Annotated in this window: 19 protein-coding genes; 8 read left to right on the forward strand and 11 right to left on the reverse strand. The window is 53.5% G+C overall.

The features are described from left to right. Nucleotide 1: 1 nt before the first annotated feature. The 11 genes from npr to HZZ01_RS11145 all read right to left on the reverse strand — a co-directional run bounded on the left by npr (nucleotide 2) and on the right by HZZ01_RS11145 (nucleotide 7,982). Nucleotides 2-274, reverse strand: a complete 273-nt coding sequence (gene npr, locus HZZ01_RS11095; RefSeq protein ID WP_179897347.1) for a PTS phosphocarrier protein NPr — start codon at nucleotides 272-274, stop codon at nucleotides 2-4. Next, the gene (gene rapZ, locus HZZ01_RS11100) at nucleotides 271-1,125 is read right to left on the reverse strand and encodes an RNase adapter RapZ (protein WP_010251920.1); all 855 of its coding nucleotides are present in this window, start codon (nucleotides 1,123-1,125) and stop codon (nucleotides 271-273) included. The genes npr and rapZ overlap by 4 nt, the downstream gene beginning before the upstream one ends. Before the next feature lie 47 nt (nucleotides 1,126-1,172). Further along, a complete protein-coding gene (ptsN, locus tag HZZ01_RS11105) occupies nucleotides 1,173-1,652 on the reverse strand; it encodes a PTS IIA-like nitrogen regulatory protein PtsN (RefSeq protein WP_013359876.1) in 480 nt (159 codons plus the stop codon). Between the two features lie 152 nt (nucleotides 1,653-1,804). After that, complete coding sequence (gene hpf / locus HZZ01_RS11110) at nucleotides 1,805-2,092, reverse strand: ribosome hibernation promoting factor (protein WP_090963879.1); 288 nt, start codon at nucleotides 2,090-2,092, stop codon at nucleotides 1,805-1,807. A gap of 21 nt (nucleotides 2,093-2,113) precedes the next feature. Beyond that, a complete protein-coding gene (gene rpoN / locus HZZ01_RS11115) occupies nucleotides 2,114-3,547 on the reverse strand; it encodes an RNA polymerase factor sigma-54 (protein WP_179897349.1) in 1,434 nt (477 codons plus the stop codon). Nucleotides 3,548-3,595: 48 nt separating this feature from the next. Further along, nucleotides 3,596-4,321 (reverse strand): LPS export ABC transporter ATP-binding protein, encoded by a 726-nt coding sequence (lptB, locus tag HZZ01_RS11120; protein ID WP_090963883.1) that lies wholly within the window; start codon nucleotides 4,319-4,321, stop codon nucleotides 3,596-3,598. Between the two features lie 5 nt (nucleotides 4,322-4,326). Next, complete coding sequence (gene lptA, locus HZZ01_RS11125; RefSeq protein ID WP_179897350.1) at nucleotides 4,327-4,878, reverse strand: lipopolysaccharide ABC transporter substrate-binding protein LptA; 552 nt, start codon at nucleotides 4,876-4,878, stop codon at nucleotides 4,327-4,329. Next, on the reverse strand, nucleotides 4,853-5,425 hold the full coding sequence (gene lptC / locus HZZ01_RS11130; protein ID WP_090963885.1) for an LPS export ABC transporter periplasmic protein LptC: 573 nt from the start codon (nucleotides 5,423-5,425) through the stop codon (nucleotides 4,853-4,855). Before lptC ends, lptA begins: the two co-directional genes overlap by 26 nt. Continuing rightward, nucleotides 5,422-5,988 carry a 3-deoxy-manno-octulosonate-8-phosphatase KdsC gene (gene kdsC, locus HZZ01_RS11135; RefSeq protein ID WP_179897353.1) on the reverse strand — a complete coding sequence of 189 codons (567 nt, stop codon included), beginning with the start codon at nucleotides 5,986-5,988 and terminating at the stop codon, nucleotides 5,422-5,424. The genes lptC and kdsC overlap by 4 nt, the downstream gene beginning before the upstream one ends. Nucleotides 5,989-6,001: 13 nt before the next feature. Next, nucleotides 6,002-6,985: an arabinose-5-phosphate isomerase KdsD gene (gene kdsD, locus HZZ01_RS11140; protein WP_179897355.1), complete on the reverse strand. Its 984-nt coding sequence runs from the start codon at nucleotides 6,983-6,985 to the stop codon at nucleotides 6,002-6,004. Between the two features lie 16 nt (nucleotides 6,986-7,001). Further along, nucleotides 7,002-7,982, reverse strand: coding sequence for a calcium/sodium antiporter (locus HZZ01_RS11145; RefSeq protein WP_090963890.1), 981 nt, complete (start codon nucleotides 7,980-7,982; stop codon nucleotides 7,002-7,004). On the opposite strand from HZZ01_RS11145, the gene HZZ01_RS11150 reads away from it, so the two are divergent. The 8 genes from HZZ01_RS11150 to murA all read left to right on the forward strand — a co-directional run bounded on the left by HZZ01_RS11150 (nucleotide 7,981) and on the right by murA (nucleotide 13,015). Next, nucleotides 7,981-8,238: a hypothetical protein gene (locus HZZ01_RS11150; RefSeq protein WP_179897357.1), complete on the forward strand. Its 258-nt coding sequence runs from the start codon at nucleotides 7,981-7,983 to the stop codon at nucleotides 8,236-8,238. The two genes, HZZ01_RS11145 and HZZ01_RS11150, sit on opposite strands and share 2 nt — an antisense overlap. Next, nucleotides 8,210-9,025: a phospholipid ABC transporter ATP-binding protein MlaF gene (gene mlaF / locus HZZ01_RS11155; RefSeq protein ID WP_179897359.1), complete on the forward strand. Its 816-nt coding sequence runs from the start codon at nucleotides 8,210-8,212 to the stop codon at nucleotides 9,023-9,025. Before HZZ01_RS11150 ends, mlaF begins: the two co-directional genes overlap by 29 nt. 4 nt (nucleotides 9,026-9,029) lie before the next feature. Then, the gene (gene mlaE, locus HZZ01_RS11160) at nucleotides 9,030-9,812 is read left to right on the forward strand and encodes a lipid asymmetry maintenance ABC transporter permease subunit MlaE (protein WP_090963895.1); all 783 of its coding nucleotides are present in this window, start codon (nucleotides 9,030-9,032) and stop codon (nucleotides 9,810-9,812) included. Between the two features lie 4 nt (nucleotides 9,813-9,816). After that, a complete protein-coding gene (gene mlaD / locus HZZ01_RS11165; protein WP_179897361.1) occupies nucleotides 9,817-10,362 on the forward strand; it encodes an outer membrane lipid asymmetry maintenance protein MlaD in 546 nt (181 codons plus the stop codon). A 15-nt stretch (nucleotides 10,363-10,377) separates the two neighbouring features. After that, nucleotides 10,378-11,013, forward strand: a complete 636-nt coding sequence (gene mlaC, locus HZZ01_RS11170) for a phospholipid-binding protein MlaC (protein WP_179897363.1) — start codon at nucleotides 10,378-10,380, stop codon at nucleotides 11,011-11,013. Continuing rightward, on the forward strand, nucleotides 11,013-11,318 hold the full coding sequence (gene mlaB / locus HZZ01_RS11175) for a lipid asymmetry maintenance protein MlaB (RefSeq protein ID WP_179897364.1): 306 nt from the start codon (nucleotides 11,013-11,015) through the stop codon (nucleotides 11,316-11,318). The genes mlaC and mlaB overlap by 1 nt, the downstream gene beginning before the upstream one ends. A gap of 113 nt (nucleotides 11,319-11,431) precedes the next feature. Beyond that, nucleotides 11,432-11,689: a BolA family iron metabolism protein IbaG gene (ibaG, locus tag HZZ01_RS11180; protein ID WP_179897366.1), complete on the forward strand. Its 258-nt coding sequence runs from the start codon at nucleotides 11,432-11,434 to the stop codon at nucleotides 11,687-11,689. A gap of 66 nt (nucleotides 11,690-11,755) precedes the next feature. After that, nucleotides 11,756-13,015, forward strand: a complete 1,260-nt coding sequence (murA, locus tag HZZ01_RS11185) for a UDP-N-acetylglucosamine 1-carboxyvinyltransferase (protein ID WP_179897368.1) — start codon at nucleotides 11,756-11,758, stop codon at nucleotides 13,013-13,015. Nucleotides 13,016-13,077: the final 62 nt, after the last annotated feature.

The following is a 13,077-nucleotide window of genomic DNA, read 5'->3' on the forward strand; positions in this document are numbered from 1 at the left end:
CTTAATCTTCATCGAAGCCCGCTTCAAATAGCTCAATGACCGCTGCCAGCGCCGGAATTTCCTCCGGGCCGCTGGCTTCAATCTCAATATGCCGGCCCTTGGCTGAGTCGAGCATCAGCAGCGCAATCACGCTGCTGGCTTCGGCTTCCGTGCCCGCTTCATTGCGCAGTAAGACTTCGGCATCAAAGCTCTGCACCAGCTCAAACAACTTCATCGCCGGACGAGCGTGCATGCCCAGCTTATTTTTGATTTCTACGGTTTGTCGGACGGTCATGATTTGCGCTTTTCCAGCGTGCGATGGCGTGACTGAACATTCTTACCGCGCGAACGGAAGTAATCCGCCAGCTGTTCAGCGATATAGACTGAGCGGTGCTTGCCGCCGGTGCAGCCAATCGCCACAGTAAGATAGCTACGGTTATTGGTTTCCAGCATCGGCAGCCAGAGTTCAAGGTAGCTGCGTGTCTGGTAGATAAAGTTATGCACTTCAGTGTGGCGATCAAGGAAGGCCGCCACAGGGCGATCGAGGCCGGTCATCGGGCGTAGTTTCGGATCCCAGTGGGGGTTAGGCAGAAAGCGTACGTCAAACACATAGTCAGCATCAATCGGGATGCCATGTTTAAAGCCAAAGGATTCAAACACCATGGTCAGTTCACGTTCACGCTTGCCGAGCAGGCGGGTACGCAGCATCTCGGCCAGCTCATGCACCGACATCTCTGAGGTATCAATGATCAGATCGGCACGTGAACGCAGCGGCTCAAGCAAATCGCTCTCTTCATCAATTGCGCTCTCCAGCGACAGGTTTTTGCTGGAGAGGGGATGCAGACGGCGTGTATCGCTGTAACGACGAATCAGGGTGTTACGATCGGCATCGAGGAACAGCAACTGAGGTGAAAATGTGTCAGGCAGATTATTCAGTGCGGTTTCAAAAATTTCCGGGGATTCAGGCATGTTACGCACGTCAATACTCACCGCTGCCGAAATATTGCGCTCAGCCAGCGAGTTAGCTAACTCAGGCAGCAGCACGACCGGCAGGTTATCAACGCAGTAGAACCCCATATCTTCCAGCGCACGGAGCGCTACTGATTTCCCCGAGCCTGAACGACCGCTAACGATCATCAGCACCATGACCTTCTCTCCCGTTTTAAAACCGGCGCGCGGCCGGTAAAGACGCGTTACTGCTCTGTCTGGACTTCCGTAATAATGGCGTAGAGCTCTTCATCACTCTGCGCAGCACGCAGACGACGGCAGACTGTTTTATCTGCCAGACGCTTCGCCACCAGTGACAGGGTGTGCAGGTGTGTTTTGCACTGGTCAGCCGGGACCAGTAAAGCAAACAACAGATCGACCGGCTGGTTATCAACGGCATCAAACGCAATCGGCTGTTCGAGGCTGATAAATACCCCAACCGCGCGCAGCGTATCCTCTTCCAGCTTGCCGTGAGGGATAGCAATCCCGTTACCAATACCGGTACTGCCCATGCGTTCGCGGGTCAGGATCGCTTCGAAAAGCGTCTGGTGCGGCAGGTTGAGCTGCTTAGCGGCCAGTTCGCTGATGATTTCCAGCGCACGTTTTTTGCTTTGGCAGTGTACGCCGCTGCGGGTGCAGTCTGGCGAAAGCACTGTGCTCAATTCCAGTGTGAGATCGTTGTTCATTATCGTTTCACTTGCGTGTTCACCAGGCCATTCACCGCCAGCGCGTCTTAACGCCTGAGACAAACGGCGCTTGCTCAGATGACAAAACGGGGCGGATTATCCGCCCCATCCTGTCGGCTCTGCGCGCCATGCGCGCTTCGCGAGCGTGAAGGTTAGTGTTTTTTCAGTTTATCTTTGTGTTTGGTCAGCTGACGGGCAAGCTTATCGATCAGCCCATCAATTGCCGCATACATATCTTCCGCTTCGGATGTGGCGTGCAGCTCGCCACCATTCACGTGGAGTGTTGCGTCCGCCACCTGAGTGACTTTCTCAACCTTCAGAACAATATAGACCTGATTGATATGTTCAAAATAGTGTTCCAGTTTGGCAAATTTACCGTTAACGAATTCACGCAGAGGCGCAGTGATTTCAACGTGTTGCCCGGTCAGGTTCAGCTGCATAGGTCTTCCTTCTCATTTCTTTCAAACCAGCTGCTTACGCTGGTTCGATGGCGGGATGGATAAAGACTCACGATATTTGGCGACGGTACGCCGTGCCACCATAATCCCCTGATCAGATAACATGGAGGTCAGTTTACTGTCGCTCAAGGGTTTGGCTGGATTTTCCGCCGAAATTAATTTCTTCACCAGGGCACGAATCGCCGTGGAGGAGGCTTCGCCGCCACCTTCAGTATTGACGTGACTGGAGAAAAAGTACTTCAGTTCAAAAATGCCACGCGGGCTGTGCAGGTACTTTTGCGTGGTCACGCGGGAAATTGTCGACTCGTGCATTTCAACGGCCTGGGCAATATCCGCCAGCACCATCGGACGCATAAATTCTTCACCTTGCTCGAAAAACGCCTGCTGTTGCTCAACAATGCAGCGCGTCACCTTCAGCAGCGTATCATTGCGGCTTTCCAGACTCTTAATTAGCCAGCGTGCTTCCTGCAGGTTACTGCGAATGAACTGACTGTCGCTGTCGTTGCGCGTTGCGCCGCTCATTGCCGCATAGTGCTGATTAATCTTGAGGCGCGGCAGGCTGTCGGCGTTGAGTTCAACCGTCCAGCGGCTGCCGACTTTACGCACCAGCACATCGGGAATGACATATTCCGGCTCGCTGGTATTAATCGACTGACCGGGACGCGGATCCAGCGACTGAATCAGCAGCATCGCCTCTTTCAACACATCCTCTTTGAGGCGCGTCACTCGCATCAGACTGCGGAAATCGTGATTGGCCAGCAGGTCAAGATGTTCGCTGACGATCAAGCGTGCTTCTGTCAGCATCGGTGTTTCGGGCGCATATTGCGATAGCTGAACCATCAGACAGTCACGCAGATCGCGCGCGCCAACACCAATAGGATCAAAGCGCTGAATGCGTTTAAGCACGGCTTCAACTTCATCCGCTTCAAGATCATCGTTGCCGATACTGTCGAGGATCTCTTCAAGCGAAACGGTGAGATATCCGGTGTCATCGATAGCATCGACGATAGAGGTGGCAATAGCGCGATCGGTGTCACTGAAAGGCGTCAGTCCGACCTGCCACATCAGATAGTCCTGAAGTGACTGCGTGGTTTCGCCCTGATAAACCGGTAACTCATCATCCTGATAATCGGTGCCAGTGCCGGAAGGCGTGCCCGCGGTGTACATCTCATCCCAGGTAGCATCCAGCGGCAGCTCATCGGGCATCTCTTTCTGCTCAAGCGCTTCGCGTGTATCCAGCGCCTCAGGTTCCGACGATTCCCTGGCGTCGATCTCTTCATGCAGGTCAGTCTGCTCAAGTAGCGGATTGCTTTCGAGTGCAAGCTGTAACTCCTGCTGGAGTTCAAGCGTAGAGAGTTGCAGCAGACGAATCGCCTGCTGCAACTGTGGAGTCATTGCCAGCTGTTGGCTGAACCTGAGTTGTAGACCTTGCTTCATAGACAGGATGGTAGTTCCCAGGTAAACATCGGTATTAAGGACACCTTATCAGAGTCTGAACTCTTCACCCAAATAAACCCGCTTAACCTGCTCATCCGCAAGAATTTCATTGGGCGTGCCATGCGCAATCAGGCGTCCCTGGCTGACGATATAAGCCCGTTCGCAGACCGCTAAGGTTTCACGCACGTTATGGTCGGTAATCAGCACACCGAGGCCGCTGTCACGCAGATGCTCAATGATTTTCTTGATGTCGATAACGGAGATCGGGTCAACACCGGCAAAAGGCTCATCCAGCAGGATAAATTTAGGATTAGCGGCCAGTGCGCGTGCGATCTCAACACGACGTCGCTCACCACCCGAAAGTGCCTGACCCATGCTATCGCGCAGGTGTTCGATGTGAAACTCTTCCATCAGCTCACGGGCGCGATCCTGGCGTTGCTCTTCGGTCAGATCATCACGAATCTGCAGTACTGCCATCAGGTTATCGTAGACGCTGAGGCGACGGAAGATCGACGCCTCCTGCGGCAGATAGCCGATGCCACGACGTGCACGCGCATGCAGCGGCAGGATACTGATATCTTCATCATCAATGACAATGCGGCCAGCGTCACGCGGGACAATGCCCACCACCATGTAAAAGGTGGTGGTCTTACCGGCTCCGTTCGGGCCCAGCAGGCCGACAATCTCACCGGACTTTACCTGCAGACTGACATCTTCTACCACGCGACGGCCTTTATATGCCTTCGCCAGGTTTTCTGCGATTAATGTGGCCATAGCTATCAGTTACTCTTCTTTCCGCTGTTGGACGAACCTTTATCCTGAAGTTGCGACGGCACCAGGACGGTGGTGACGCGCTTGTTCTGGCCCTGGCTGTAAGCCTGCATTTTCTGCTCTTTTACCAGATAAGTAATACGATCGCCTTTGATGTTGCTGTCCTGCTGCTCAATGAAAGCATTGCCGGTCAGTTCAACGAAGTCATTAGCCAGTTCGTAGTGCAGTTTTGAGGCATGGCCCTGAACCGGCTTACCGCTGTCCTGCATCTGATAGAAGGTAGCGGGATTACCGTAAGCATCAACGATGGTTTTCTTGCTATCGCCGCCAGGACGGGTCACCACGACTTTATCTGCCGTGATTTTGATTGAACCCTGCGTCACGATGACATTGCCGGTAAAGGTCGCGACATTGCCCTGCAAATCCAGCGCCTGATTCTGCGAGTCAATATTGACGGGCTTATCCGAGTCACCGGTCAGGGCAAGCGCCGGAACGCTGGTTGCCAGCAATATGCTGGCCAGTAAAAGCTTCAGGCTATTTTTGTTCATTTTGAATTTCATATGAGGTTTTGACCTTCTCGATTAACTCGGCGTTTTTTGTCCGTAAATTGCCGCGCATTTTCATGCCGGTAGAGTTAAAACTACGGCCATACAATGTCACCTGGTCATCAGAGGTAACGTCCTGAGTGACAAGATTGATCTGCGCGTTATCCGTCTTGATACGCTCAAGCTGAGAATCCTGCGTCAGCGTATTCAGCTCAACATGGCCATAAAGATAAAGCATACGATCTTTGGTGAGCTTTGCTTTATCCGCGCGTAACGTCCAGGTAGGGATTTTGTTCTCATCATAAGTGGTCATTACCGGATTTTCGAACCAGCTCAGCTCATCATCCGAGAAATAGGTCACTTTGTCAGAGACCAGTTTATATGACAGCGCGCCCTGCGGGTTATAAACCACAGTGTGTGAATCCGCACTGGTATAGGTCGGCGACTGGCTGCCTGTCCCGACTGGCGTACCATCGTCATCCTGATTAGTAAGATTCCAGCCGATCAAAACCAGTGCAATCAAGGTCAGAATCAGCGTTATCCAACGCCTGCTTTTACTCATACTGATTGCCCTTTGGCATCCTCAAATTTGTTCTGCGCCATTAAGATCAGGTCACATACCTCACGCACCGCACCGCGTCCACCGGCGATCCGCGTGACATAATGCGCACGTGGCAACAGGATTGGATGTGCATCCGCCACCGCCACACTTAATCCCACTTTCGCCATAACCGGCCAGTCGATCAGGTCGTCACCGATGTAGGCGACCTGATCGTCAGAAAGAGACAGTTTATCCAGAAGTTCACGATAGGCCAAAAGCTTATCGGATTGTCCCTGATAAAGATGACGGATGCCGAGCGTTTTGCAGCGATCTTCCATCAGACGGGCATTGCGGCCGGTAATAATAGCCACTTCCACATCGGAGGTCAGCAAACAGCGTACGCCGTAACCGTCCCGCACATTGAATGCTTTCAGCTCTTCGCCATTATTCCCCATGTAGATCACGCCGTCGGACATCACGCCATCGACGTCGCAGATCAGCAAACGAATCTTGCTGGCGCGCGCCATAAAGTCAGCGTTAACCGGGCCGTAGCAGGTTTCAATCGGGGGAGTTGCCTGTTGCATTTTCTCTTCCTGTTCAGACTACGCCAGCGCGCAGCATGTCATGCATATGTACCACACCGAGCAGACGGTCGTCATCGGCCACCAGAATCGAGGTGATGTTTTTGGTCTGCATCAGGTTCAGAGCTTCAACCGCCAGCATGTTTGGCCGGACGCGGATGCCACCTGGCGTCATCACTTCCCCGATGGTGGCGCGCTGGAAATCGATGCCCATATCAAAGATGCGGCGCAGGTCACCATCAGTAAAGATACCTTCAATTTTCATCAGACCGTCGACGATTACCGTGAGCCCCAGATTTTTGCGGGTGATCTCCAGCAGCGCATCGCGGAGTGAGGCGTCACGCGTGACGTGCGGCAGTTCTTCGCCGCTGTGCATGATATCAGCCACATGTAGCAGTAGTTTACGGCCCAGCGCACCGCCGGGGTGGGAGAGGGCAAAGTCCTCCGCCGTAAATCCGCGCGCTTCCAGCAGCGAAACTGCCAGCGCATCGCCCATCACCAGCGTGGCCGTGGTGCTGGTGGTCGGTGCCAGACCCAGCGGGCAGGCTTCCTGCGGAACATGAACACACAGATGCACATCGGCAACCCGGCCCATCGCACTGTCAGGCCGTCCGGTGATGCAGATCAGCGTAATATGCTGACGTTTTAATACCGGAACCAGCGCGAGTATTTCGTTTGACTCACCGCTATTGGAGATAGCGATGACCACATCATTTTTGCTCACCATGCCCAGATCGCCGTGGCTGGCTTCAGCCGGATGCACAAAAAAGGCGGGCGTGCCGGTACTGGCAAAGGTCGCCGCCATTTTTTTGCCAATATGGCCAGACTTGCCCATGCCCATCACCACCACTTTCCCCTGGCAGGCGTAGATAAGGGCGCAGGCGCGGGCGAAATCATCGTTGATGTATTGATCGAGCTGTTCCAGTCCTTCACGTTCAATACGCAGTACGGTTTTTCCCGCCTGCTGGAAATCAAATGCTGTTGGTTGCTGATATGACATAGTGAGTCTGTCCTTGTTAGCCGTCCATGAATGCCGGCTGCATCCACAGCAGCGTCACCCAGACGAAGAAACCACAGAGTAAAAATAAGCCTGCCGTACGGCCAACGCGACGGCGACGGAGCAGGCAGAGCAGGGCAAACAACACGCTGACGCCCAGCATCACCCAGTAATCGCGAGCGAAAGCGTGATAGTCGACGCTGCCGGGGTGGATCAACGCCGGCAGGCCCAGCACGATGGCAATATTATAAATGTTGGCGCCGATCAGATTGCCGATCGCGATATCATCTTCACCTTTCAGCGCACCGGCAATGACCGTTGCCAGCTCGGGCAGGCTGGTGCCCACGGCGATCAGCGTCAGGCCCATCACCAGTTCGCTGACGCCAAAATAGTCGGCAAAGGCGGTGGCATTGTCGATTACCATGCGGGTCGACATTGGCAGGATGATTAGCGCAACGGCCAGCCAGAGAAAGGCCACCGTATTTCCGCTCTCTTCACGAGGCAGCTCGGCCAGTTGCTCGCGAGTCAGGGTGTCGTTGTTGTCCTGTTCTGCTTTACGCGCAATGCGAATCACTACCATCAGATAAATAGCGGCAATGGCGATCAGGCCAATTCCATCCAGTCGACTAAGCTGATTGTCAAACAGCATGAATCCGCTGAGCAGAGTAACCAGCAACATCAACGGCAGCTCACGGCGTATCAGATTAGAATGGACGCTGAGCGGGTGCATGAGCGCAGCGGCACCCAGGATGAGTAAAATGTTGGTAATATTCGAGCCGAGCGCAGTGCCAACAGCAAGATCCATCTGGCCATGTTGCGCCGCAGAAAAGGAGAGGATCATTTCGGGCAACGAGGTGCCGATGCTGACAACGGTCATGCCAATAATCAGTGGCGGGATGCCAAATGATCGGCACAATATAGAGGCGCTAAACACCAGACGATCGGCACCATATGCCAGTAAAAGCAAACCGATAATCAGCAGTGCAGAAGCTACGAACATGAAAAATCCTTGCATAAAAACCCAGGCCGGCGATGCCATTTCCGACCGGTTTGAGGTTCTGTTTGGCGAGACAGGCGCTGATTTTGACCGTCTGAACGGCAAAAGTAAATTTAATGACCATTTTCGCCAAATCTTAGCGGTAAGTTTCTGTAAAGCTATCGTGAATCAGGACCGAACAGGCTACCATCGTACCCCATGTTTACGCCCGATCCTTACAAGAGGTAATAATGATCCAGCAGCATACGAATCTGGTTGAGGTTCGTGGCGTGAGTTTTTCGCGCGGAGATCGCACCATCTTCGACGACATTTCGCTGACCGTACCGAAAGGCAAAGTGACGGCGATAATGGGACCGTCGGGGATAGGAAAAACCACTCTGCTACGCTTGATTGGGGGGCAACTTCAGCCAACCAGCGGTGAAATCTTTTTTCGTGGCGAAAACATTCCGTCATTGTCGCGCGCTAAACTTTACGAAGTGCGCAAGAAAATGAGCATGCTGTTCCAGTCTGGCGCCCTGTTTACTGACTTAACGGTCTATGAAAATGTCGCCTGGCCGCTGCGTGAACACACTCGTCTGCCTGCACCGATTCTGCACAGCACCGTATTAATGAAGCTGGAAGCGGTGGGACTGCGCGGCGCGGCGCAACTGAAACCCGCTGAGCTGTCGGGCGGTATGGCACGCCGTGTGGCCCTGGCGCGCGCGATTGCGCTTGAGCCGGAACTGATCATGTTCGATGAACCCTTTGTCGGACAGGATCCCATTACCATGGGCGTGCTGGTAAAATTAATCGACGAACTTAACCATGCTCTGGGCCTGACCTGTATTGTGGTCTCGCACGACGTACCGGAAGTACTGAGTATTGCGGACTATGCCTATATCGTGGCCGGACAAAAAATTATCGCACACGGCACCACGCCGGAACTGCGAGAGAATAATGACCCGCGCGTGCGCCAGTTTATTGATGGCCATGCGGATGGTCCGGTTCCATTCCGTTTTCCTGCCGGCGACTATCTCGCGGATTTAACCGGCTCAGGGAGTAACTAAACAGATGGTCTTGAAGGCGCTGGCGTCATTCGGTCGTCAGGGAATTGAAACGTGCGCCAGTTTTGGACGCGCAGGATTAATGCTGTTTCACGCGCTGGTAGGAAAACCCGCGTTCCGCAGACACTCGCCGCTACTGATCAAACAGCTCTATAGTGTTGGCGTACTGTCGTTACTGATTATTGTGGTTTCGGGGCTGTTTATCGGCATGGTACTCGGACTGCAGGGCTATCTGGTGCTGAACACCTATGGTGCCGAAACCAGTCTGGGTATGCTGGTGGCGCTTTCCTTGCTGCGCGAGCTGGGGCCGGTCGTGACCGCGCTGCTTTTTGCCGGACGGGCAGGGTCCGCACTGACGGCTGAAATCGGCCTGATGAAAGCGACCGAGCAGCTCTCCAGTATGGAGATGATGGCGGTGGATCCATTGCGCCGCGTGGTCTCGCCGCGCTTCTGGGCCGGTTTTATCAGCATGCCGCTACTGACAATGATCTTCACCGCGGTGGGTATCGCTGGCGGTGCACTGGTTGGCGTGAGCTGGAAGGGGATCGATCCCGGCTTCTTCTGGTCAGCTATGCAGAACGCAGTCGATTTCCGGACCGATGTCGTTAACTGCATCATCAAAAGCGCCGTATTTGCTGTGACGGTCACCTGGATTGCCCTCTTTAATGGCTATGACGCGATTCCCACTTCTGAAGGGATCAGTCGCGCAACAACGCGTACCGTAGTACATGCTTCACTGGCGGTGCTCGGGTTGGATTTTGTGCTGACAGCACTGATGTTTGGGAATTGATGCAATGCAAAGCAAAAAAAGCGAAATCTGGGTTGGCATTTTTATGATTATGGCGTTGATCGCCGCATTGTTTCTCTGTCTGCGCGTCGCCGATCTAAAGTCAATGGGCACAGAGCCGACGTGGAAACTTTACGCGACCTTTGACAATATCGGCGGCCTGAAAGCCAGTTCGCCGGTCAAAATCGGTGGTGTGGTGATTGGCCGGGTGACAGAAATAGCGCTTGAGCCGAAAACGCTGCTGCCGCGTGTCACCATGGAAATCAGCGATCAGTATGCGAATAAAATTTCAGACACCAGCTCACTGGCTGTCCGTACTCAGGGTCTGCTGGGTGAGCAATTCCTGGCGCTGAACTTAGGTTTTGACGATCCTGAACTCGGCTCGGCGATGCTGAAAGATGGCGATACACTGCGCGACACGAAGTCAGCCATGGTGCTCGAAGACCTGATCGGCCAGTTCCTTTATAAGAGCGGCGATAAAAAACAAAACAATGACAGCAAGGATGCGCAGGAAAGCGACAGTGCTGCGCCTGCGGCACCGGCTCAACCTTAAAGAAGAGGGTATACCATGTTTAAACGTTTACTGATGATTGCCATGCTGGTGGTTGCAGTACCGCTGACGGCGACCGCAGCCGATCAGAGCAATCCCTATAAGCTGATGAACGAAGCAGCGCAAAAAACCTTTACCCGTCTGAAAAATGAGCAGCCGAAAATCAAGCAGGATCCTAATTATCTGAGAGAGATTGTTCGTCAGGAGCTGCTGCCCTATGTGCAGATCAAATATGCCGGCGCGTTAGTGCTGGGCCGCTACTATCGTGATTCGACACCTGCTCAGCGCGAAGCTTACTTCAGCGCCTTTGGTGACTATCTGGCGCAGGCTTATGGTCAGGCACTGGCACTGTATAACGGACAGAGCTATCAGATTCAGCCTGAGCAGCCTTTAGGCGATGCCAAAATTGTCGCCATTCGTGTGTCAATTATCGATCCAAATGGCCGTCCACCTGTTCGCCTCGATTTCCAGTGGCGTAAGAACAGTCAGAGTGGGAACTGGCAGGCGTATGACATGATTGCCGAAGGCGTCAGCATGATTACTACCAAACAAAATGAGTGGAGCGATCTGTTGCGTACTAAAGGTATCGATGGTCTGACGGCGCAACTGAAATCTTCTGCGGCACAGCCAATCACGCTGGATAAACAACAATAATGCACGAATCGTTACGCTGGGAGCGGGAAGCCAGCACGCTGTTACTGAGAGGCGAACTGGATCGCGACACGTTGATGAGCCTGTGGCAGCAACGTGAGACGCTGATTAAAGATGTTGATACCATCGACGTTGCGGCGCTGGAGCGCGTTGACTCTTCCGGTCTGGCCCTGCTGGTGCACCTGCGTGAAATCGCACGGGCACAGGGTATTACCCCACGCTTTACCGGCATCAGCGACAAACTGCTCTCGCTGATTACGCTTTACAATCTGCAACAGATTATTGTTTCTGCGGATAAAAGCGCCTGATTTCCGGTTGTTATGCTAAGCCCCTGTTTTCGACAGGGGCTTTTGCGTATTTAAGAGTCAGACGCTTTCCTCTACTATGTCAGCCTTATTATTATTAAGTGAAGTTAAGCCCAATGGAAAACAGTGAAATTCAGGCCGTGCTGATGGCCGCATTGCCTTTAGAAGAAGTTCATGTGATGAGCAACGATGGCAGCCATTTTCAGGTGATCGCCGTAGGCGAACTGTTTGGCGAACTGAGCCGCGTCAAAAAGCAGCAGGCTGTCTATGCGCCGCTGATGGAATTCATCGCGGACAACCGCATGCATGCTGTCTCTATCAAAACCTACACTCCCGCTGAATGGGCGCGTGACCGTAAACTCAACGGTTTCTGATCCCCAGCGTGGTGAACTCGCCCTGGGCGAGTCTAATTTTTAGCGAGTTAATTGAGAGCCGTGTTAATGGAAAAATTTCGTGTGCAAGGCCCCACCCGTTTAAGTGGTGAAGTAACCATTTCCGGGGCGAAGAATGCCGCACTGCCTATTCTGTTTGCTGCCCTGCTGGCCGAAGAGCCGGTAGAGATCCAGAATGTGCCAAAGCTCCGCGACATTGACACCACCATGAAGCTGCTGACTCAGCTGGGTGCGAAGGTGGAACGCAACGGTTCTGTACATGTCGATGCCAGCGCGGTAGATGTATTTTGTGCACCTTATGATTTGGTCAAAACCATGCGTGCCTCAATCTGGGCGCTGGGTCCGCTGGTGGCACGTTTTGGTCAGGGTCAGGTTTCTCTGCCGGGTGGCTGCGCTATTGGCGCGCGTCCGGTTGACCTGCACATTACCGGTCTGGAACAGCTGGGTGCCGAGATCAAGCTGGAAGAGGGCTACGTTAAAGCCTCAGTCAATGGCCGCCTGAAGGGCGCGCTGATTGTCATGGACAAAATCAGCGTCGGCGCAACCGTCACTATCATGAGTGCTGCGACGCTGGCGACCGGTACCACGGTGATTGAGAATGCGGCGCGTGAGCCAGAGATTGTCGATACTGCCAACTTCCTGAACACCCTGGGTGCCAAAATCAGTGGTGCAGGCAGCGATAAAATCACCATCGAAGGCGTAGAGCGTCTGGGTGGCGGTGTTTACCGCGTCCTGCCAGATCGTATCGAAACCGGTACTTTCCTGGTGGCGGCTGCGATTTCAGGCGGTAAAGTACTGTGTCACAAAACTCAGCCAGATACGCTGGACGCTGTGCTGGCTAAGTTGCGTGATGCAGGTGCCGATATCGAAACCGGTGAAGACTGGATCAGTCTGGATATGCACGGTAAGCGACCCAAAGCGGTTAACGTGCGCACTGCACCGCATCCGGGTTTCCCGACTGATATGCAGGCACAGTTCACCCTGTTAAACATGGTCGCGGAAGGGACGGGCCTGATTACCGAAACCATCTTTGAAAACCGTTTCATGCATATCCCGGAACTGATCCGTATGGGCGGACATGCTGAGATTGAGAGCAACACGGCGATCTGTCATGGGGTTGAAACCCTGTCAGGTGCGCAGGTGATGGCGACCGATCTGCGTGCTTCTGCCAGTCTGGTTCTGGCGGGTTGTATTGCGGAAGGAACGACGTTCGTTGATCGCATTTATCATATCGATCGTGGCTATGAGCATATTGAAGATAAGCTGAAAGCGATGGGTGCAAACATCGAGCGCGTCAGCGAAGAGTAATCCTGCTGATATGTTGAAAGAACCAGCCCCGTTTGGGGCTGGTTTTTTTTTGCCTGAAGCTC

Origin of the sequence: Pantoea sp. WMus005 (assembly GCF_013415305.1) — a bacterium.
Lineage (GTDB): Bacteria > Pseudomonadota > Gammaproteobacteria > Enterobacterales > Enterobacteriaceae > Pantoea > Pantoea rara.